At 40.3% G+C, this 23,369-nt stretch carries 16 protein-coding genes; 12 read left to right on the top strand and 4 right to left on the bottom strand.

The window, feature by feature from the left end:
• Positions 1-26: 26 nt before the first annotated feature.
• Together AB4128_RS02920 and AB4128_RS02915 are read right to left on the bottom strand one after the other, a co-directional pair.
• On the bottom strand, positions 27-1,523 hold the full coding sequence (locus tag AB4128_RS02920) for a tryptophan halogenase family protein (protein ID WP_372036736.1): 1,497 nt from the start codon (positions 1,521-1,523) through the stop codon (positions 27-29).
• Positions 1,524-1,638: 115 nt separating this feature from the next.
• Positions 1,639-4,359, bottom strand: coding sequence for a TonB-dependent receptor (locus AB4128_RS02915; protein ID WP_372036734.1), 2,721 nt, complete (start codon positions 4,357-4,359; stop codon positions 1,639-1,641).
• A 504-nt stretch (positions 4,360-4,863) separates the two neighbouring features.
• Between AB4128_RS02915 and AB4128_RS02910 the strand changes: the two genes are divergently transcribed.
• The 4 genes from AB4128_RS02910 (at position 4,864) to AB4128_RS02895 (ending at position 11,763) form a co-directional block, all read left to right on the top strand.
• Positions 4,864-6,492 (top strand): alpha-glucosidase family protein, encoded by a 1,629-nt coding sequence (locus tag AB4128_RS02910; RefSeq protein WP_372036733.1) that lies wholly within the window; start codon positions 4,864-4,866, stop codon positions 6,490-6,492.
• A gap of 78 nt (positions 6,493-6,570) precedes the next feature.
• Positions 6,571-7,839, top strand: a complete 1,269-nt coding sequence (locus tag AB4128_RS02905) for a sugar MFS transporter (RefSeq protein WP_080915822.1) — start codon at positions 6,571-6,573, stop codon at positions 7,837-7,839.
• A gap of 191 nt (positions 7,840-8,030) precedes the next feature.
• Complete coding sequence (locus AB4128_RS02900; RefSeq protein ID WP_372036731.1) at positions 8,031-9,248, top strand: RsmB/NOP family class I SAM-dependent RNA methyltransferase; 1,218 nt, start codon at positions 8,031-8,033, stop codon at positions 9,246-9,248.
• Positions 9,249-9,507: 259 nt separating this feature from the next.
• The gene (locus AB4128_RS02895; RefSeq protein ID WP_372036729.1) at positions 9,508-11,763 is read left to right on the top strand and encodes an EAL domain-containing protein; all 2,256 of its coding nucleotides are present in this window, start codon (positions 9,508-9,510) and stop codon (positions 11,761-11,763) included.
• 124 nt (positions 11,764-11,887) lie between these two features.
• Here AB4128_RS02895 and AB4128_RS02890 read toward each other — a convergent pair whose 3' ends face one another.
• A complete protein-coding gene (locus AB4128_RS02890; protein WP_065107996.1) occupies positions 11,888-12,307 on the bottom strand; it encodes a secondary thiamine-phosphate synthase enzyme YjbQ in 420 nt (139 codons plus the stop codon).
• Positions 12,308-12,857: 550 nt separating this feature from the next.
• Positions 12,858-13,973 (bottom strand): alanine dehydrogenase, encoded by a 1,116-nt coding sequence (gene ald, locus AB4128_RS02885; RefSeq protein ID WP_055026024.1) that lies wholly within the window; start codon positions 13,971-13,973, stop codon positions 12,858-12,860.
• Between the two features lie 177 nt (positions 13,974-14,150).
• Here ald and lrp point away from each other — a divergent pair, with 177 nt between their 5' ends.
• From lrp to AB4128_RS02845, 8 genes are all read left to right on the top strand, one after another.
• A complete protein-coding gene (lrp, locus tag AB4128_RS02880; protein ID WP_055026025.1) occupies positions 14,151-14,657 on the top strand; it encodes a leucine-responsive transcriptional regulator Lrp in 507 nt (168 codons plus the stop codon).
• Between the two features lie 255 nt (positions 14,658-14,912).
• Positions 14,913-17,744: a DNA translocase FtsK 4TM domain-containing protein gene (locus AB4128_RS02875; protein WP_372036727.1), complete on the top strand. Its 2,832-nt coding sequence runs from the start codon at positions 14,913-14,915 to the stop codon at positions 17,742-17,744.
• Between the two features lie 85 nt (positions 17,745-17,829).
• On the top strand, positions 17,830-18,465 hold the full coding sequence (lolA, locus tag AB4128_RS02870; protein WP_065107998.1) for an outer membrane lipoprotein chaperone LolA: 636 nt from the start codon (positions 17,830-17,832) through the stop codon (positions 18,463-18,465).
• A gap of 60 nt (positions 18,466-18,525) precedes the next feature.
• Complete coding sequence (locus AB4128_RS02865; RefSeq protein ID WP_372036968.1) at positions 18,526-19,803, top strand: replication-associated recombination protein A; 1,278 nt, start codon at positions 18,526-18,528, stop codon at positions 19,801-19,803.
• A complete protein-coding gene (crcB, locus tag AB4128_RS02860) occupies positions 19,796-20,182 on the top strand; it encodes a fluoride efflux transporter CrcB (protein WP_372036725.1) in 387 nt (128 codons plus the stop codon). Before AB4128_RS02865 ends, crcB begins: the two co-directional genes overlap by 8 nt.
• An 18-nt stretch (positions 20,183-20,200) precedes the next feature.
• Positions 20,201-21,487 carry a serine--tRNA ligase gene (gene serS, locus AB4128_RS02855; RefSeq protein WP_055026029.1) on the top strand — a complete coding sequence of 429 codons (1,287 nt, stop codon included), beginning with the start codon at positions 20,201-20,203 and terminating at the stop codon, positions 21,485-21,487.
• A gap of 433 nt (positions 21,488-21,920) precedes the next feature.
• On the top strand, positions 21,921-22,262 hold the full coding sequence (locus tag AB4128_RS02850; RefSeq protein ID WP_055026030.1) for a hypothetical protein: 342 nt from the start codon (positions 21,921-21,923) through the stop codon (positions 22,260-22,262).
• A 305-nt stretch (positions 22,263-22,567) separates the two neighbouring features.
• Positions 22,568-23,272: a hypothetical protein gene (locus tag AB4128_RS02845; protein ID WP_372036722.1), complete on the top strand. Its 705-nt coding sequence runs from the start codon at positions 22,568-22,570 to the stop codon at positions 23,270-23,272.
• The last annotated feature ends 97 nt before the right edge of the window (positions 23,273-23,369 follow it).

The following is a 23,369-nucleotide window of genomic DNA, read 5'->3' as shown; positions in this document are numbered from 1 at the left end:
GGGGATGAGATTACTGGTTATAGCGTTTAAAGCCGCTGAATATAGTCATTATGTGTTGGCATATTAGTAACTGCACCGGAAATGATCTGTTTTACATTACTTAAAAACTCAGTGAGATCACTTTGGTTAATATTGTTAGCGAGTGGGTTATAATCTTTTGGTGTCACCCCTTGGCCAAGTAAGACCTGGATCCAAGCCGCTTCTGTAAACAGTTCATCTTGATATCGAGTGACTGTTCCCGTTGTTCTGAAACAGTCAATTTTTTGCTGTAATGATGCAGGTATTGGCATATCACGACATTGTTGCCATAAGTCAGTTTTATTGGATGAACTGCTTCGTTGATTCACGTGATAATGTAAAATGATAAAGTCACGAATCTGTTCAAACTCCAACTTTGATTGACGGTTATATTCGTCAACGCTGGATTGTTGAATACCTTGATGTGGGAAGAACTTTGTTAATCGAATTATTGCAGACTGAACTAAATGTAAACTGGTTGATTCAAGGGGCTCAAGGAACCCACTGGAAAGACCAATAGCAATACAGTTTTTATGCCACTGCTTTTCACGTCTTCCAGTTGTAAAGCTTATCTTTTTGGGCTCAGCAAGTGGTTTTCCATCTAAATTGCTGAGCAATAACGATTTAGCTTCATCATCTGTTATATGCTGACTGCTATAAACCACCCCATTTCCGGTACGATGTTGTAATGGTATGCGCCATTGCCAGCCTGCTTTATGAGCTATTGAACGAGTGTAGGGGACTAATGGCTCACTGCGCTCACATGGCACTGCGTAAGCACTATCGCACGGCAACCAATGTTGCCAATTCTCGTAACCGACATTTAATTGTTGTGCTATTAATAGTGCTGCAAACCCGGAACAATCAATGAACAAATCGCCGTTAATGACCTGGCCATCTTTAAGAGTAACCGATCGAATGTCGCCTTCTTGCTTGAGCTGTACTGAGCTAATGAATCCTTCAAGACGTTTAACTGATAAGTTTTCACTATATTGCCTTAGCATTTGGGCATAAAGAGATGCATCAAAATGATACGCATGCGTTATTCCAGCAAGAGGAGAGCCCTTAATTGTGTCTATAGGAGCAAATTTATTCTCAGCAGCAGCTTGATAGTTGAGTGAGTAATCCCAAAATGAATGAGCATTTTGAGGCGAGGACTTTAACCAATAATGATGAAATTGAGTGTAGCCAATATCCTTGCCAATATTGCCAAAAGCATGCATGTAGCTGTCTTTATCCTTACCCCAATTCTCAAATTGGATTCCTAGTTTAAAACTCGCTTGGGTTTGTTTGATAAAGTCAGCCTCGTTGATTCCAAGGACACTATTGAATATTTGAAGAGGAGGGATGGTCGCTTCACCGACACCAATGGTGCCAATGGACTCTGACTCAATCAATGTGATGTTAAGTTGAGCCTTAAATAGCTTGATTAACATGGCTGCGGTCATCCAACCAGAAGTACCGCCTCCAACAATTACAATGTCTTTTATTTTATTTTTATTCATAGTAATCGCCTTTTATTTGCCGGGTTGTAATAAACAGATTATGAAATAAAAAAAAGCCCCTGTAACAGGTTACAGAGGCTCTTTCAATGTTACTAACGAGACAAAAGCGTCTTAATTAGAACTTATAGTTAGCGCCTAACATGTAGTTACGACCGTAATTTTGATAATCACGAACATGACGTGCATCTTCACCTGTATAAGATGTGAATGGCTCATTGGTTAAGTTATTCACTTGGAAAAGTACAGATAAACCATAAAGGGCATCAATACCACTTTCAGAGAAGTCATAACCCACTTGAGCGTCAACAACAGTTTCAGCTTTGATGTTCACGTTTTGACGCGTCAAACTAATTGCGGTGACTTCACCTAAGAAGTCACTACGGTAGCGAGAGCTAACACGTGCTTCAAATCCAGAGTTTTCGTAGTACACAGTCGCATTAAATGTTTTCTCAGAAAGACCTGGTAAAGTAGTAGGATCGCTGTCTGGTGTTTCTTTTACTTCACTGTCGTTATAAGAACCACTCATAACAGTACCAAAACCTGTTAATGCATCAGCAAAGAAGCCAAAATCTAGTGAGAAAGAAGCCTCGATACCTTGTACATAACCACCGTCACCATTTTGTGGCTGAGTTACGATGCCAATAGGGTTATCGCCTGGGTTTTGCGGCAAGATAGTACTGAAATCAAATGCTGACTGTTGGTCATAGACATAGTTTTCTAAATCTTTATAGAATACTGCTATGGCAAAGTAACCTTGATCACTGAAGTAGTTTTCATAACTCAAATCGTATTGACGAGCTAACCATGGACGAAGCTCAGGATTACCTGCACCACCAGACCAGTTTACTCCGTCATTAGGGTTTTCATTGTAGCTAAAGTTAACGTTTGCATTCATTTTGTCCATACGTGCACGAGTTAATGTACGTGCAGCTGCAAAACGAAGCATTTGTCCTTCAGCAACTTCTAAACCTAAGTTGACGCTTGGTAACCATTCTAAATAATCGTCACCAGCCGTACGTGGAGTAACAACTACTTCACCGTTTTCAACTGTTGCAACAGTACCGTCTGAAGTTTGATCTGTATGTACAGCTTGGATACCAAAGTTACCTGTTAGTGGTAGGTCAAATAACTCGCTTTCAATATTAGCCATAATGTAAGCAGTAGAAATCTCTTCGTAAACGCCCCAAGAGTTTGTGGCACGAGATAAGTCAACATTTGCTACATCAGTTTCTGTGTAATTACCGTCGTTATAAAAAGCTAGAGAATCATAGCTTAATACGTCGCCCATACCGAAGAAATCAAGAGAAGTAGGGCTCAGTAAATACTGATCAGGTACTGTCATTACATAGTTTGGGTCTGTACCGTCATAACCTTTTAAGGTTAAGTAGTAACCTTTGTCTAACTTGGTTTTGTCACGGTCTGTACGGTTTACACCAAATTCAATACTACGGAATGCACCATCATCAAATACATATTCAGCACTCAAACGGAAAGATTTTAATTCATCTTCAATCTCTGGTTTGTTAATAAAGCCGTCTTGAGTGTTTGCGCCTAACGGGCTACCCCAACCAAGTGGATCACCTAGTTTGATAACGTTTGGATCTGAGTAATCTAAATTGTGAGTGAAGTTATAACCACCACTGCCATTGTAGGCGAAGCCTAAATCATCAACAGTACCAACACCAGTACCACGACCTGTACCACTGTAGCTTTCCATACCGATATCGGTACGTTCTGCTTTTGACAAAGCAACATCAGCTTCAACAGACCAGTTATCATTTAGGAAGAATTTATTATTCCACCCTACAGATAAAGATTCAGCATCACGCTTATTGACGTCATTACGAACAACAACTTCAGCGCCACGAATGATGCCTTCAGTTACCAAACCATCTTCAGTATTAGTGGCTTCAACACCGCCATTAGCGCCCCATGCTGCTGGGATCTCAATACCACGTAATCGCTGATCATCAGTAAATTTTGAGTAATAAAGATCAACCGTTGTGTGGTAAAAATCATTTGGAGCATATTCGAATACCGCTAGAACACCATCACGCTCAAGCTCTGATGAACGAACAAATGGCTTAGCACCACCTAACACACTATCACCAGCATCATTTTCAGGGTAACCCCAAGCCTGCCAGCGTTCTTCTTGGTTAGGTGACACCATACGAGCGTAACCTAATGCAATACCGATAGTATCATCTGCAAATTGGTCAATGTATGAAATGCTGCCACGGTAACCAGTGTCATCTGAGCCGCTATTTAATGCGCCAAGATCGTTCATTTCGCCACGTAAACCAATTGCGAATGTTTGCTCGCCGTGTGCTAGCGGACTAATGGTTTGCATATCGACTGTACCACCGATAGCCTGAGCCATTACTGATGCATCTGGCGTTTTATAAACCACAACACGGTTTAATAATTCAGAAGGGTATTGGTCGAATTCAACACCACGGTTGTCGTTAACAGAAGCCTGTTCACGGCCATTTAATGTTGCAGTTGTGAAGTCAGGACCCATACCACGAATAGAGATAACGTTAGCACGGCCATCAAGACGCTGTGCTGATACACCAGGCAGACGTGCAAGTGATTCTGCAATACTGACATCAGGTAATTTACCGATATCTTCAGCTGAAATCGCTTCAACAATTGATGAAGAAGACATTTTTAATGATTGAGATTCTTGTAAGCTTCGACGAATACCGGTGACTTTTAACACCTCAATTGATTCATCTGCAGTTGTGCCTTCTTCTGCTTCAGCTGCGTAACCGTACATACTTGTACTGGCAGCAACCATTGCTAACGTTAGTAAGCTTGGTTTAAATAGCGACATCCATCTTTCCCCTTCTGAATGGCCAGCAGCCCTTAATTAATGTGTAAGGTTGAGCTGCTAGATTTCTATTATTTATATTTACAGTCTTTATAGTATTTCCTTCAGCTTGCTTAAATGACTGCATAAGCGCTGAGGTATATGTCCGTTTTGTTGCGGAACAGTGAAGATACTACTCCTAGCATTCTTTCTACGACAACGTTATGCATACGTATTCAAAGGTTATGCAGGCTAAAAAAGACCGTTTTTTTACTTTTAATTAACATTCAAAAGTCTTGTTGCTGATTAATTAAGTTGTTGAATTGTAGCACTTAACTTGTGGTTTTGTATTTTAAAAATTTGTATTAATTCTTTGCATACGTATGCAGCTCTATTGAACCTGATTTCCATATTCACGTATCCTCGAGTCAATTAAATAATAATGACGGCTCGTTACTGGGTCGCAACAAAGAGTTAACTATGTCTAAGTTGGTTAATAGTTAATTCTCTTATTACAGAGGGTGTGCAATGAGTCAGTTATCATGGTGGCGCGGTGGAGTGATATACCAGGTGTATCCACGAAGCTTAATGGATTCCAATGGCGACGGAGTAGGCGATTTACAGGGAATTATTGCGAAACTTGATTACATTGCTAGCTTAAATGTTGATGCGATATGGATATCTCCTTTTTTTAAGTCACCAATGAAAGACTTTGGTTACGACATTAGTGATTATCTCGATGTTGATCCTATGTTTGGCACCATGAATGACTTTGATGAGTTAATCGCCAAAGCGCACAAATTAAATATTAAAGTGGTTATTGATCAAGTATTGAGTCATACCTCAGATGAACATGTGTGGTTTAAGCAAAGTAAATTAAGCCGTGATAATGATAAATCGGATTGGTATGTTTGGGCAGATCCACAAGAGGATGGAACGGCACCTAATAACTGGTTAGCTATTTTTGGTGGTTGTGCTTGGGAGTGGGAACCACGTCGTCAGCAGTATTATTTGCATAACTTTCTTAAAAGTCAGCCAGATCTTAACTTTCATAACCCAGAAGTGAGAAAAGCGGTTCTAGATAATGTGGAGTTTTGGCTTAAAAAAGGCGTCGATGGTTTCCGTTTAGATGCCATTACCTTCTGTTTCCATGATGAACAACTTCGAGATAACCCGGCAAAACCTAAAGATCAACGCCAAGGCCGAGGCTTCAGCGAAGATAACCCTTACGCGTATCAGTACCATTATTATAATAACACTCGCCCACAAACGGTTGGTTTTATCGAAGACTTACGTGCATTGATCAACAAGTACCCTGGTGCAGTGACCTTAGGTGAAGTCTCATCTGAAGATTCGCTTGCGACGATGGCAGAATATACTCAAGGTGACGATCGTTTACACATGGCATATAGCTTTGAATTACTCACCAATGATTTCAGTGCTGCTTATATACGTCAAACTGTTGAAGAGTTAGAAGCCAGTATTGGAAATGGGTGGCCTTGTTGGGCTATTGGTAATCATGATGTTCAACGTGTTGCGACACGATGGGGCAAAGGTGAAGCGAACCCTGACTTAGTCAAAATGCTAAATGGCTTGTTGTTTTCACTTCGCGGCAGTGTGTGTAGTTACCAAGGTGAAGAACTGGGCTTAACTGAAGCGCCTATTGAATATGAGCAATTACAAGACCCGTTCGGTATAACATTCTGGCCAATGTTTAAAGGTCGAGATGGTTGTCGTACGCCTATGCCTTGGGATAATGCCCATTTGCAAGCAGGGTTCAGTCAAAGTAAGCAAACATGGTTACCCATACCTGATGTCCACAAACAGTTAGCTGTCGATGTTCAGGAACAAAATAGCAATTCAACTTTACACGCATATCGTCATTTCTTAGCCTGGCGCAAAGATTTCCCTGCATTAATTGCAGGTGACATTAAGTTTATTGATAGCAGTGAACCTATTCTTGCTTTCACACGTCATTTCGAAACACAAACCTTGTTAGTGGTATTTAACCTGGCAAATAAAACTCACGAGTTTGATGTTTCGAACTTTACAATTAAACAAGTCATTACTGACCATGGTTTGGCGAGTGCAGTTGTAGATAAAAACAATAGCGTTTCTCTCGATGCATTTAACTGTTTCTTCGCTGTGATTGATTAAATCTTAAATAGCGATCTCACGATCGCTGTTCATATATTCAATTAACAACCATTACACAATAACAAGAGTAACAAGAATATGGCCTCTACTATCTCTAGTTCTAATACGACCGTTAGCCATTCAGGTGATGGAAAATACCGGTTTGCATTGGTTTCGCTGACCTCACTCTTTTTCATGTGGGGGTTTATAACGTGTCTTAACGACATTTTAATCCCGCACTTAAAGGCTGTATTTTCATTAAGCTATACCGAAGCTATGCTAATCCAGTTCTGTTTTTTTGGTGCTTACTTTTTAGTGTCTTTACCTGCGGGTAAGTTAGTCAAAAAACTAGGCTACCAGCGCGGTATCGTTACTGGATTAGTTATTGCAAGCTTCGGTTGTGCGTTGTTTTACCCTGCAGCTGACTTAGCCGTTTATGGTTTGTTTTTAGGGGCACTTTTTGTATTGGCATCAGGGATTACTATTTTACAAGTTGCTGCTAATCCCTATGTAAATGCCCTTGGGAGCGAAGAAACAGCTTCTAGCCGTCTTAATTTAACCCAAGCTTTCAATGCGTTAGGCACGACAGTTGCGCCATACTTTGGCGCTATTTTGATTTTATCGGTCGCTACAGGTGCGGTTGGGGAAATGAGTCATGCTCAAGCCGAAGCTGAAGTCGTTAAAATGCCGTATCTGTTTCTTTCGGCCACTCTAGCCATTTTAGCAATTATTTTTGCCAAACTGTCTTTACCCGTTATTGAAGAGCACGTAGAACAAGAAACCACAGGTGAAGTGAGCTATAAAGGCAAAACCAGTGCGGTACAAAGCTTACATCTAGTATTAGGTGCAGTGGGTATTTTTGTTTATGTTGGTGCTGAAGTCTCTATTGGTAGCTTTTTAGTTAACTTTTTAGGTGAAGAGCACATTGTTGGCTTACAAGAAGCTGATGCTGCTAAATACATTACCTATTATTGGGGCGGAGCTATGGTAGGGCGCTTTATCGGCTCAGCTGTAATGCAAAAAATTGCTGCAGGTAAAGTATTAGCCTTTAATGGTTTGGTTGCCGCAATATTGGTGTTAGTGGCAATGTATACCAGCGGTGAAGTTGCCATGTATGCCATTTTAGCCGTGGGGTTATTTAATTCAATTATGTTCCCGACCATTTTCAGTTTAGCACTAAGAGATTTAGGGCCGCACACGTCACAAGGCAGTGGTATATTGTGTTTAGCTATTGTTGGTGGTGCAATCATTCCTTTATTGCAAGGTGTCATGGCTGATTCAATGGGCATTCAACCAGCATTTATATTGCCTGTAGTTTGTTATGCTTTTATCGTATTTTACGGTGCTAAAGGCTCTCAGATGTCATAATTCAGTTAGATAATTATGTCGTAACTAACAAGCAGCCTTATGGCTGCTTTTTAGTTTTCTACTTAGGCCTTGTTAATTCGGCTTAAAGCCTGATAAATCATAATCAATACTTGCGCTACAGCCTGATAGCTCCTATGATCCATCCGCTTTTCCTATATAAATTTCTTTTCCATAATTCTGTGAGATTTTCAATGCTGACTTTTCCACTTTCTGGCAGTTCTTCTGAGCTGGTAATCGATGTGCTAACCATGGTGTTAACTGATGGTAAACCATTAGATAGAGCATACTCTCACAATTTCTCAGGCCGTCAATTACCGCCAGCAGAGCTTGCGCGAATTACAACGGTAACGGGCGATATCCTGCGTCGACTAAACTTATATTGTGAACTTGTAGATATACAAGCTTCCGATATCGAACGTATGGGCTCGAAATTATTAAATGGCTGGCATTTGTTTCATGAATTAGATTTGCCGAAAATGGAATATGCTTTACCCGTTGATCAAGACGATTTTGCGCAGAAACTCGCTGAAGCGAAAACTAAACCAGCACTGTGGGATGGTTGTCCTGAATGGTTAGATGACATTGGCGCTGCGCAACTTGGCGAAAAATGGCCAGCTGAGCGTGCTGCATTAGCAATGCCTCCAAAACGTTATATTCGCGCGAATAGTTTAAAAGCGAGTCGAGAAGAGTTAAAGCAACGTTTGACAAAAGAGCTGGTAGCAACCAACGAAGTCGAAGGTGTTGAGAGTGCATTAGAAGTGCGATCTGATTCAGCATTATTTAAAACGGCAGCGTTCAAAGAAGGCTTTTTTGAGCAACAAGATGCAGGTTCTCAATTAGTTGCAGCAGCAGTCGACGCTAAACCGGGGATGCGTGTTGTAGATGCTTGCGCTGGCGCTGGTGGTAAAACCTTACATATTGCAGCGCAAATGCAAGGCAAAGGCCGTTTGCTAGCAATGGACGTTGAACAATGGAAACTCGACAATTTAAAAGCACGTGCTAGAAGAGCTGGTGCTCACAATGTTGAAACTCGAATTATTGCCAGCAGTAAAACAATTAAACGCCTAAAATTAACGGCTGATCGCGTACTGTTAGACGTACCATGCTCTGGTTTAGGTGTATTAAAACGTAATCCAGATGCAAAATGGCGAGATACGCCTGAACGTTTACCTATTCTAATGGAGTTACAGAAAGATATTTTGCAAAGCTACAGCAGAATGGTGAAAGTTGGCGGTATATTGGTTTATGCAACTTGCTCAATTATGCCTGATGAAAATCGTAACCAAGTCGATGCATTTTTAGCCGCTAACCCGCATTTTAGCTTTATCAATGATGAAGAGATTTTAGTTTCAGAGCACGGGTTTGATGGTTTTTACTTAGCGAGAATGGAACGCGTTAGCGAAGCGTAAACTCAGTTGTTTTAATTTAAAACAAGTTATGAAAGCAGTCATGTCAGCAGACATTACTGCTTTTTTTGTTGTTCTAAGAACAAAATATACCAAAGCATATTTTTGTAAGATAATCATACTAGCTAGGTGTTTGTCCCAGATGGAGATGTTAAATTTTAGTAATACTTTGGTTGATCTTCTTTGTTTTTATGAATAATCTCAAGAGTAAATCAAAAATAAAAACTAGTATTGTAGGCTAGCTGTAATGCTAAGGAGCTCTATGGAAAGTGCCCAATATCAACCAATGAATATTGAAGAACATGCCGTACTAAGTCATCGTTCATCAAGTATCGTGCGTTATAGTACGATACTTTCTATGGTTTTAGATGGGTCACCACTCAGAGAAATCCTCCATTCATTAGTGCTTTCCATAGAAGCGCAAAAAATCGGTACTAAAGCCTCAGTATTATTGCTAAGCAATGATAAAAAAAGATTACTGACTGGTGCTGCTCCAAGTTTACCTGAAGAATATAATCAAGCAATTCATGGTGTTGAAATCGGTATTGATGTTGGTTCATGCGGCGCCGCTGCAGCAACCAAAAAACGTGTCATTGTTGAAGATATTGCAAATCACCCCAATTGGGCCGCCTATAAAGAACTACCGCTTAAAGCTGGGTTAAAAGCGTGTTGGTCAGAGCCTATTATCGATACCCATGGCAATGTACTTGGTACTTTTGCCATGTATTACGATACGATTAAATCTCCTGCTGGCGTTGATCTTGAGTTAATCCAAGAAGCTGCAAAGCTTGGCAGCCTTGCCATAGAGCGTAGTCAGGGGCTGCATTTACAACGATTAACTAGCCGTATATTTAATAAACTGCCAATGGGCTTGATTATCACCAATGATGAACATTCAATTTTGTCCGTTAACCCTATGTTCAAAACCATCACGAGAGACTTTACTGCTGACAAGCAATGTTTCGATCCTAATGTTTTTTTTGAGCAATCCGATCCGGTAGTACTGGAGTCAATGCTGAAGAACATTCATCGTGGCAATACTTGGCAAGGTGAGTTACTTGCTTATAAGCGAAATGGGCAAACTTTTGATGCTGATGTTACGGTCACCACTTTTAGGGATTATCATGGTGAACAGAATTGTTTTTCTTGGCTTATTACTGACATTAGCGAGCACAAAAATGCTAATCGTTTGATTCATTTTCAAGCAAATAACGATGCATTAACGAGTTTAGCTAATCGTCGTTGTTTCTTAGATAAAATCTATGACTATGTTTGGCAAATAGAGCGTACCCATCAAAAAGGGGCGGCTTGTAGTGTTCTGTTAATGGATATTGATAATTTCAAACAGATTAACGATAGTTTGGGACATGAAAATGGCGACGTATTGCTAAAAGAAGTATCAAACCGTTTAGCCAATGTCGCTCCTTCAAATGGCTTATTAGCTAGAATCGCGGGTGATGAATTTGGTTTATTCATTCCTGGCAAAATCTCTACCTCAGATTTAATCAGCATTGCCAAAGATATCAACCAAGTGGTGACTGATAAAATTAATATTGATAATCAACAAGTTCACCCCTCTATTAGTATTGGTATTTCTCGTTACCCTGAAGACTCTACCATTGTTGAATCTTTGGTCAATTGTGCCAGCCAAGCGATGTATGACGTTAAGTTAACCGGTCGTAACGGTTATCAGTTTTTTAATAAGACAATGCAGCAAAATGCTGAACGTACCGCTTATTTGCAAATGGAGATGACTAAGGCATTAAATGAGCAAGGCTTTGAATTGTACTTTCAGCCAATAGTGTCGACGCAAAATACTCATATTGCTAAGGCTGAGGTTTTATTGCGCTGGAAGCTTCACGGTGAGTTTGTGTCACCGGAGGAGTTTATTCCTATAGCTGAGCATTCGGGTTTAATCGTACCAATTGGAAAGTGGGTTAGAGAAAAAGCCATCAAGCTAATTAATCAATTTGTTGAACAAAATACGCCTATTGCACTGTCGGTCAATGTATCGACCTGCGAATTCTTAAATGATGAGTTACAACATCAATTTATTGATTCAATCAAATCCTGCAGTGAACAATCATGCAAGACCGCATTTCCGTTTGAGTTATTAACCTTGGAAATTACCGAGTCGCTAATGATGGACCAGCATCAAAATATTGAAAACTTACTCATACGATTAAGGGAGTGGGGAATTAAAATATCGGTCGATGACTTCGGCACTGGTTACTCATCGTTATCTTATCTTGCCAACTTCCCAGTCGATCAGATAAAAATTGATAAAGCGTTTATCCAAAAAATTGAACAGGGCGCACGGCATAAAGCATTAGTAGAAGCCATTGCGAGTATGAGTAATGCTTTAGAGTTAACTGTTACAGCTGAAGGCGTTGAAACACAAACTCAGTTAGATTTCGTTAAAACGCAAAAAGTCGACGATATTCAAGGTTACTTTTTTTATAAACCAATGCCGCAAAGGGAGTTTTTGGCATTAGTTGAAAAACAGTTTTGCTCTTAAGCTGACTAAAATAAATACTGAAATAAACTAAGCTTAGATAACCCTTAATACTTAATGTTATTTAACTGTGATATGTCGGCTTCTAAAATCGATATAACACCGCTTTCGATTACTATCAGACATCTTACTCACCATTTATAGTAACCAGTAAACGCCGACGTCCGCCATGGTTACGGTGTTCTCCAAGATATATTCCTTGCCAGGTGCCTAGCTCAAGTTGGCCATTTTTAATCGGTATCGTTACTTGGCAACCTAATAAGCTAGATTTTAAATGAGCGGGCATGTCGTCACTGCCTTCATAGGTATGAATATAATAAGGTTCATTTTCTGCAGCGACACGGTTGAAGTAAGATTCAAAATCTTGCCTTACACTTGGATCTGCATTTTCATTGATAGTGATGGAAGCGGAAGTGTGTTGTAAAAAGACATGCATTAAACCAACTTTCAGCTGATTAAGTTCGGGTATTTGATTGAGGATTTCGTCTGTGACGATATGAAATCCACGTGTTTTTGATGCGAGTTGTACTTGCTTTTGTAGCCACATAACTTAATCACTGAAATGGTTAAAATGAGTCCAAATTGTAATTAAAATCAGTCATTTTTCCAACAGTTTAAAATACTGTTCAAAAAAACTAACTCAGTAGAAAACACTATTAGGGTGATTAACGTGATGATTTGGCGTGTTTTATTTGTTGTATTTTTTGAAACCCTTACCAGCATTGACTTACAAGGTATCCTTTAAACGCTTAAACAAAAAACACTAAAAATGCTGTCAAGAGCAGAATTATCAAATTATTTACTTAAGCAATAGCTAATAAAAAGGTTAACACGTGTTAGCTGAGTGTAAAACAAACGATTGATACAAATTGATGCACTTTATATTGCGTATTAAAGCATTGTTTTGTGTGTACGTGGAGTGCATTAAACGCGCTTTTTAACGGCATTTAACGTGTTTGAAAATTGAGAAGTTTATGCATTTGGGAATAAAAAGTAAGACGTGTTTAGCTTGGGTCTAACCGGTGAGGAAATAAAAAAAGCCGCTTAATCAGCGGCTTTTAAATATGATTTAATCAACTAAATCAAGCTGATATTGTTTACGCTAGCATGCTTTTAGGCTCAGTAAATTCAAGTTCTAATGCTTCTGCAACTTCTTTGCAGACAAGCTTGCCATGAATAACGTTTAAGCCATTTAATAAATGCTTGTCGTCTAATAACGCTGCTTTGTAACCTAAGTTCGCTAACTTAATGATATAAGGCAGTGTAGCGTTATTGAGTGCGAAAGTTGATGTACGTGCAACGGCACCAGGCATGTTGGCAACACAGTAATGAACAACATCATCAACAATGTAAGTTGGCTCTTGGTGAGTTGTTGCGTACGACGTTTCAACACAACCACCTTGGTCAATAGCTACATCGACAATCGCACTACCTGTTTTCATGCGTGAAATCATGTCGCGAGTCACTAATTTAGGGGCTGCAGCGCCAGGAACTAGGACACCACCAATAACAAGATCAGCTTCTAGAACATGACGTTCAATTGCATCAGCTGTTGAGTAAATCGCTTTAACTGAAGAGCCAAACTGAACGTTTAAACGACGTAAGGCATCGATACTTCTATCAAGCACAACAACGTCTGCGCCCATACCCACAGCCATTTGCGCAGCATTAGTGCCAACCATACCGCCGCCAATTATCACGACTTTAGCTGGCTCAACACCTGGAACACCACCAAGTAACATACCGCGACCACCTAAAGACTTTTCAAGTGCGCGTGCACCAGCTTGAATCGACATACGTCCAGCAACTTCTGACATTGGAGCAAGTAACGGTAAGCCGCCACGATCATCAGTGACAGTTTCATATGCGATACAGACAGACTTACTCTTAATTAAGTCTTCTGTTTGTGGCATATCCGGAGCTAAATGCAAGTAAGTAAATAGGATTTGATCTTCACGAAGCATAGCGCGTTCAACAGCTTGCGGCTCTTTTACTTTGACAATCATGTCTGACTGAGCAAAGACTTCAGCAGCTGTTTCTAAGATAGAAGCACCAGCGTCAATATAATCTTGGTTGGTAAAGCCAATGCCCATACCGGCATTAGATTGAACGAATACATCATGGCCTTTAATCGTTAATTCACGAACGCTTGAAGGAACCATACCTACACGGTACTCGTGGTTTTTGATTTCAGTAGGGATACCAATAATCATTTTGTGCCTCTATTTAAATTTGTCGGTGTCGACATCTCAATTGTTATTATATTCGGTCGCCTGAACGTGCTTATTTCAGGGAAGTCTAGTATAGTGCCCTAGACGCAGTTTATGCTGCTAAACTTTACACATTAAAAGATGAATATGTTGTTTTTGTGCTAAAGCAAGGTTAATAATATGGCAAATAATAAAAAAAATTCTGTAAAAGATTTAGATCGGATTGACCGTAATATCCTCAATGAACTTCAAGTTGATGGTCGCATATCAAACGTGGAGTTATCCAAGCGAGTTGGGTTAAGTCCTACTCCTTGTTTAGAGCGAGTTAAGCGTCTTGAGAAACAAGGTTACATTAATGGCTATACAGCATTAGTTAACCCGCATTATCTTGGTGCATCTTTACTTGTCTTTGTGGAAATCACGTTAACACGAGATACGCCCGATATTTTTGAGCGCTTCAACAAAGCTGTTCAGTTGTTAGATGATATTCAAGAGTGTCATCTAGTTTCTGGTGACTTTGATTATTTATTGAAGACTCGAGTATCTGACATGTCGGCATATCGTCGTTTATTAGGTGAGACACTACTTAAGTTGCCATCAGTTTCTGATACTCGTACTTACGTGGTCATGGAAGAAGTCAAACAAACTAATAAAGTCGCATTAAATTTATTAGCAGATAGCTACTAAACTTTCTGACCAAATAAAATAAAGGGCGTTGCCCTTTATTTTTTTATCTAAAATCCCACTTCTTGGCTTTTTTATAGCCTTAATTGCTTACTTTTTACTCCAAAATCGCTTTGTTAATTAAATATTGGTTATGCAGGCATCTATATGAAAACATTAGGTTGAGCTTGGCTTTCAAGCATTGCATAATCACTGCAACGTCAATGATATTCTGTTATTGTTATCATTCTTATTTAATTCATATTCAGGTGTTTTCGTTTGTCTCAGGGAAATAGTCTTCAAACACTTAGTGGCCTACAGCGTCTTCTTGAAGGTGGCCTAATCATTTGTTGCATGACAGCAACATATATCCTTTTAGCTTTAAGTAGCTTTGACCCGAATGATCCAGGCTGGAGCCAGTCCCATTATCAAGGGGAAATCAGTAATTTAACTGGTGCTGTGGGCGCGTGGACTGCAGATGTCTTGTTCTACTTCTTTGGCTTTATTGCTTACCTTATTCCCATCATTATTGCGGCAACAGGTTGGTTCATATTTAACCGAACTCATAAACTGTTTGAAATTGACTACTTTTCGGTTGGATTAAGAATCATTGGATTCATGCTTATGGTATTAGCCTTAGCTGCGTTAGCGAGTATGAATGCTGATGATATTTATGTTTTTTCAGCAGGTGGTGTTGCGGGAGATGTCATTGGCCAAGCTATGCTGCCTTACTTTAATAATCTTGGCACGACACTCTTGTTGCTTTGCTTTATTGGTGCAGGCTTTACATTAGCGACAGGTATTAGCTGGCTCACGGTCATTGAAGGCACAGGTTATGGCACGATATGGTGTGTCAAAAAAATTATTAGTTTGCCTACCTACTTTTCTGGAAATACAGAAACAGAAGACACGCGAGGTTTCTTGTCTGTTGTCGATAAATTCAAACAAGGTCGTGACAATGCCAATGTCACTGCTGACGGTAATACGCAATTCAGTGCACCACAACATGACGAAAGTCAGGACGACAATCAAATTAACCCTGCAACGACACGTGAATATGGCGGAAAACTAGAACCTCAGTTCACCGCCGATAACGAACAATCAAACCATGATTCCGTTTACGTTGATGAAGATAATAGCGAAGATAAACCTTCGGTTTTCTCGCGTTTAAAATCTAAACTTTCACCACGTCGTCAACAAGTAAATGATGCTTTAGATGACGAATATTTGAATGACTCAGAGCAGGCTCAGGCAAATATAAATGAGCAGGGCAGAGTCGAACCTCAATTAAACACAAATGACGCTATTGTAGCTGATGACACGCCAGCGTGGGCCGCAACAGGTGATGCACCAGCGGTTGATCTTACTCAACAGAACCAACAAAACAGTGTTGCTGAATTTGGCGATGAGTTTGAACGTACGACGTCTATTGGTGCAACGGTTATGGCTGCTGCGGTTAAAAACCAGCAATCAGACTCGGTATCAGATTCTGTGGCTTCTACTGAAAGCGCCCCCGTTCAAGCAAGCTCAGCTGAAAAACCGTATGTTGCCGAGGGGATCATTGTTATTCCTGGTCAAGAGCCGCAAGTGGTCACGAGTCAGCCAAGAGTGGCAATGCCGCCATTACCGAGTATCAGTTTATTAGATGTACCCGATCGTAAAGAAAACCCAATAACTAAAGACGAGCTAGATATAGTTGCAAGGCTTGTTGAAACTAAATTAGCTGATTTTAACATTGTCGCAAACGTGGTTGGCGTATTCCCAGGACCGGTTGTGACAAGGTTTGAACTTGAACTTGCACCAGGTGTTAAAGCCTCGAAAATTACAAACCTTTCTAAGGATTTAGCGCGCTCTTTACTTGCTGAAAGTGTTCGTGTTGTAGAGGTCATTCCAGGAAAAGCCTATGTTGGCTTAGAGTTACCTAACAAATTCCGTGAAACGGTCTTTATGCGAGATGTGCTTGACAGTAAAACCTTTGATGAAAGCCAGTCGAACTTATCTATGGTGCTGGGTGAAGACATCGCGGGCGACCCTGTTGTTGTTGACTTAGGTAAAATGCCGCATTTATTAGTGGCGGGTACTACAGGCTCGGGTAAGTCTGTCGGTGTGAACGTCATGATCACCAGTATCCTTTATAAATCTGGTCCTGATGATGTTCGCTTTATCATGATTGACCCGAAAATGTTGGAACTGTCGGTTTATGAAGGCATTCCGCACTTACTTTGTGAAGTTGTCACCGACATGAAAGAAGCAGCCAATGCGCTGCGTTGGTGTGTTGGGGAAATGGAACGCCGTTATAAATTAATGTCGGCGCTGGGTGTACGTAACCTTAAAGGCTACAACACTAAGATTAAACTGGCTAAAGAAGCTGGCACTCCGATCGTTGACCCGTTGTGGAAATCATCGGAAAGCATGGATGAACAAGCGCCTGAATTAGATAAATTACCTTCAATAGTCGTTGTGGTTGATGAGTTTGCCGACATGATTATGATTGTTGGTAAAAAGGTAGAAGAGTTGATTGCTCGTATTGCCCAAAAAGCGCGAGCTGCGGGTATCCATTTGATACTAGCAACCCAAAGACCTTCTGTGGATGTGATTACTGGTTTGATTAAAGCCAACGTTCCAACACGGATAGCTTTCCAAGTTTCTTCAAGAATTGACTCTCGAACCATTTTAGATCAACAAGGCGCAGAAACCTTACTTGGCATGGGTGACATGCTTTACTTGCCACCAGGGACAAGCGTTCCTATTCGTGTTCACGGCGCGTTTATTGACGATCACGAAGTGCACAAAGTGGTTGCTGATTGGCATGCTCGAGGTAAACCACAATATGTTGATGAAATTCTAAATGGCGTAAGCGAAGGTGAACAAGTATTACTGCCAGGTGAAACAGCTGAGACTGATGACGATACCGATCAACTTTATGACGAGGCGGTGGCATTTGTTACTGAAACGCGTCGTGGCTCAATATCCAGTGTGCAACGTAAATTTAAAATTGGATATAACCGAGCAGCTAGAATCATCGAGATGATGGAAGCGCAGGGGATTGTCAGTACACAAGGTCATAACGGAAATCGTGAAGTATTAGCGCCACCACCGCCTAGAGGCTAACATTAACCTAATTGGCAATGGCACCTCAGATATGAGGTAGTGTGTAATAAGCGTTCTGCACCTCAAACAAGTAGTAGGAAACAATATGACAAAAAGTGTTGGTGTAATTTCAATGGTAGCCTTGTTGCTATCTGCTAACGTGATGGCAGATGATTCACAAGCATTGCGTAGCAAATTGGAACAACTTGATTCATTAAAAGCGAATTTTACACAAGAAGTCACAGATATTAACGACAAAGTTATTCAAAGTGGTAGTGGCATCTTTGCATTAGCATACCCCAATAAATTCTTTTGGCATTTGACTGAACCTGATGAGTCATTAATCGTCGCTGATGGCTCTGATTTATGGATATATAACCCGTTTGCAGAAGAGGTGACGGTAATGGATTTTGCTGATGCAGTTGAAGCATCGCCAATCGCATTATTGGTACATCGAGATGAGAGTACCTGGCAACAATACCATGTTAGCCAAGTGCAACCAGAGTCTGGTAAAGCGTGTTATTTGATTAAGCCAAAATCATTAGATACGTCTGTTGTGACTGTCACTGTGTGCTTTAACGATTCAGGCATTAGTGATTTTAGCTTACTTGATCAGCAAGGTAATCATAGTCAATTTGCTTTAAGCGAGCAAACTAATGTATCAACAGAAGAAAAGGGGTTGTTTGAGTTTGTTATCCCTACAGATGTCGATATTGATGATCAGCGTCAATCAGAGCGATAAATCATAGTGGCTAATTTAGGATTTGACTTTGCCCCTGACTTTCGCCCATTGGCTGCTAGAATGCGTCCAAGGGATATCAGTGAGTATGTCGGACAGTCTCACCTATTAGGTGAAGGTCAACCTTTAAGGCAAGCTCTTGAAGCCAACCGTGCTCACTCAATGTTACTTTGGGGGCCTCCAGGAACGGGTAAAACTACCCTAGCAGAGCTCGTTGCCCATTATGCTAACGCGCATGTTGAGCGAATTTCTGCTGTAACGTCTGGTGTAAAAGAAATTCGAGCAGCTATAGAACAAGCTCAAGCCGTGGCACAAAGTAGAGGCCAACGTACTTTATTGTTTGTTGATGAAGTACACCGTTTTAATAAAAGCCAACAAGATGCATTTTTACCCTTTATTGAAGATGGCACGGTTATTTTTGTTGGCGCCACCACTGAAAACCCTTCATTTGAGTTAAACAACGCGTTGTTATCACGAGCAAGAGTCTATTTAATCAAACCACTTTCAGACCAAGACATTGCTACAATTATCCAGCAAGCCTTAACAGACGAAGAGCGTGGCTTTGGGACTCGTCATTTTGTTATGCCAGATGACGTGATGCAGCAATTAGCCAGCATTTCAGATGGCGATGCGAGAAAAGCATTAAACTTATTAGAGTTAATGAGTGACTTGGTTGACGATAACGGCAGTTTTACACCAGACATGTTGACGCAAGTTGCCGGGCATCAAATGGCGGCTTATGACAAAAATGGCGATCAATTTTACGATTTAATCTCGGCAGTGCATAAATCAGTTCGCGGTTCTGCTCCTGATGCCGCTTTATACTGGTATTGCCGTATATTGGAAGGTGGCGGCGATCCGCTATATGTTGCGAGACGATTACTAGCTATCGCTTCAGAAGATATCGGCAATGCCGATCCAACGGCAATGAATATTGCGCTAAACGCTTGGGATTGCTTCCACCGAGTGGGACCTGCAGAAGGCGAAAGAGCAATTGCACAAGCGATAGTGTATATGGCAAGTGCCCCAAAAAGTAATGCCGTTTATACTGCTTTTAAAGCCGCAAGAGCATTAGCACGTGAGTCAGGCCATGAATCAGTGCCAGATCATCTACGAAACGCACCAACTCAACTAATGAAAAATATGGGATTGGGGGCAGAATATCGCTACGCTCATGATGAACCTGGCGCGTATGCACCAGGTGAAAATTACTTCCCAGAATCATTACAAGACAGCCAATTTTACTATCCAACAGAACGTGGTTTTGAAAAACGGATAAAAGATAAATTGGACCATTTGGCTGAACTTGACAGAACAAGTGAGGTAAAACGATATGATTAGCTTGACCAATATCATGTTTGTGGCACTCGGCGGCTCTATTGGAGCAGTTTTTCGCTATGTTATTTCAATTTTAATGCTTCAGCTATTTGGAAGCAGTTTTCCTTTTGGTACACTGTTGGTCAATATATTGGGATCATTCATAATGGGCATTGTATATGCCATTAGTCTCGAAACCTCGCATTTAAGCCCAGAGCTAAAAGCGATGGTCGGAGTTGGCCTTTTAGGTGCTTTAACCACATTCTCGACTTTTTCCAATGAAACATTATTGCTAATGCAAGAGGGACTCTTCATTAAAGCAATTCTCAACGTGTTGTTGAATGTCATCCTATGTATATTCATGGTGTATGTCGGTCAGCAGCTAGTATTTTCTCGCATTTAACTATTAAGAATATATAACATGTTAGATCCAAAATTTTTGCGTAACGAACTTGAAGTCACAGCTGAGCTTTTAGCACGACGTGGCTTTATCCTTGATGTTAGCCGCTTAACTGCTTTAGAAGAAACACGTAAGTCGCTACAAGTGGAAACAGAAGAATTACAAGCATCCCGTAATGCAATCTCTAAATCCATTGGTCAAGCAAAGTCTCGTGGCGAAGATGTTAGTGAAATCATGGCGAAAGTGGGTGACTTAGGTTCTCAGCTCGATGCGAAGAAATCAGAACTAGCAGCGTTATTAGCAGAGCTAAATGGTATTGCGATGAGCATGCCTAACTTACCTGATGATGAAGTACCAGCAGGCGCTGACGAAAATGATAACGTTGAAGTTCGCACTTGGGGTGAGCCGACTAAATTTGATTTTGAAATCAAAGATCACTTAGATCTTGGCGAAGGCTTAGATGGTTTAGACTTTAAAAGTGCCGTTAAAATTACCGGTTCTCGTTTCATTGTCATGAAAGGTCAAATTGCTCGTTTAACTCGAGCTGTCGGTCAGTACATGCTAGATCTTCATACTGAAAACCATGGTTATACTGAAATGTATGTACCACTTTTAGTCAATGAAGAAAGCTTATTAGGTACAGGTCAGCTACCAAAATTTGGGGAAGACTTATTCCACACAAAACCTGCTACTGAAGAAGGCCAAGGGCTAAGCTTAATTCCTACTGCTGAAGTCCCATTAACTAACATGGTTCGTGACACGATTATCGATGAAGCGGATTTACCATTAAAAATGACGGCATTAACATCATGTTTCCGTAGTGAAGCAGGGTCATATGGCCGTGATACACGTGGCCTTATACGTCAACATCAGTTTGACAAGGTAGAATTGGTTCAAATTGTTAAGCCTGAAGATTCTATGGCAGCACTTGAAGAGTTAACAGGCCATGCTGAAAAAGTATTACAAGGGTTAGGCTTACCTTACCGCACAATGATTTTATGTACTGGCGACATGGGTTTTGGCGCTGCTAAAACCTACGATCTAGAAGTTTGGCTTCCTGCACAAAATACTTATCGTGAAATTTCTTCTTGTTCTAACATGAAGGATTTCCAAGCTCGTCGCATGCAAGCTCGCTACCGTGGCGTTAATGATAAAAAGCCTACATTACTGCATACATTAAATGGTTCGGGTTTAGCTGTTGGTCGTACTGTCGTTGCGATTCTCGAAAACTACCAAAATGCGGACGGTTCTATCACGATCCCTGAAGTATTGCGCCCTTATATGCGTGGCTTAGAGAAGATTGGCTAATGCAATTAGCTAATAAAATGGCCTAATATTCTGTAAGCCAGTTTTCTTTGCAAAAAAAACCAAACCCTGTGTTTGGTTTTTTTATGCCATAAATAAAATAGCGCAAAGTAAATCCGAGTTTAATGAAGTTAACACGTGCTGAAATAAAAAATTGCAATATGAACACTGTGATTTATTGGATTTACATAGCAATAATGGATAAGTGAAATACACAAATTCGTCAATCTCTGCAAACAATAAGGAGAAAATGTGGAATTACAACGACGCGCTTCATTTGACCATTGTTAAGGAGTATAAAAGAGATTCTCATAGAAGGTTATTAGTGCCTAAAGCATACAATTTATGACTTTATCGAGGCCGCTGCTTAATTTAAGTCAGTTTTTTGAATAGCCAGATTCTCCTTTTTATTACGGATCAAAAATAAGTGAAAAGAATGTCGTTATTGGTTGTTTTTGTATGCGGATACGGATTAGCAAGTTTTCAAGCAACCCGAGCTCAACTTCAAGATGAGATAAATGATTATCCGAATGAAATTGCTATCGCATCTAAGCTATTAACGCTTTATTCCGAGCAATGTGAAGGTGCTGAGCAGACAAGTTTCTCTCCGTATGTGCAACATGCCACTACGCGTTATCAGTTATTGGTTAATAAAGCTGATAAGTTTCCATATTTTTTGGATCAACATTTTGTAGAGAACCATCTTCAATCAGCGTCTGAGTTTAATCAATTAATTCAATCTTCACGCAACCATTTATTTGCATGTTCTAAATCCTAATCGAGGTAAAGGACACGCTAAATTGCTATTGAATCTTGTATTTATCTTTACCGGACTTTTAGTGTGTTTCTCATTGACAGCGCTTGGCTCGTTCAGCGATTTAGATTCAGCTTATTGTAAGTGATAGTGATAGTTTTTGCGTTTTGTTAGGCTGTAAGGATGCGCAGTGTACTTGTCATCAAAAGTGGTTTAATTTGATTCGCTTGTATTGATTCACTCTTGTTTATTCGTGCAGGTAAACGCTGTCGAGTATTTAATGCTAAAATGCTTTTCAGCATTTAACACTAAACTTAATCAACGAGTTCATGCTAGAAATTAAATACACCATAGATGACATCACCACCCTAATGTATGTCGATCAAGTTCATATCTTCAGTAATTTCAACAAACAATGGGTCACCGCTGCATCATTAAAAACGGGTGACAAAATAATCGCCCGTAATGGTAGCCAAGCAAGTATATTACGAATTGTTGAAGTCGATACTCGTAAACCCAATGCAGAACTAGTAGCTAAATTACGTGACGTTAAGTTAAGCCATAACCATCACTTCTTCGTTACACAACAGCCTCAATCGGCTCTTGAAGTTAGCTGTGAGCAACCACCTAATGACCCACTTGAATTAATTCCATATCAACTTGCCAATAAACCTTCTTACTTACCTAATGGTGAGCCGACAGGTCATCATAGTGGGCCATGGGTTGCTGCAAAGTATGTTGATGAAGTGGGTAATGAGTTTATTGGTTGGGGGCGAGCTAATGATCGTTATTGTGCTGAGGATGCAGCTGTTATTGATCTAAAAGATAAAGTTGCAGATGTCAGTTTATTAACTCAACAAAATGTCACTATTTCTCATGCCTATATTCGTAAGTACAGTAAGCGTGGTCGGTTAATTAACACCATGAGCCCATGCCAGTATTGTCGTGACAATTATGGTATAGCCCTTAACGACAGTCGAGTAGGGGATAGTAATGTGGTTAAAGCTGGGCGTGATCATTTGCCAATTGCTTAGTTTATTTAAGCTTATATTGAAGATATTTAGCCCGTGCGATAACGACACTATTAAAAAAGCCTGAACGAATAAGTGTCAGGCTTGTTGAAGTCATCAA

This window comes from Shewanella sp. 10N.286.52.A9 (assembly GCF_041468985.1).
In the GTDB taxonomy this organism is placed as follows: domain Bacteria; phylum Pseudomonadota; class Gammaproteobacteria; order Enterobacterales; family Shewanellaceae; genus Shewanella; species Shewanella japonica.
The sequence above is the reverse complement of the archived record's forward strand: the minus strand, read 5'-3'. Positions and strand labels throughout refer to the sequence as shown.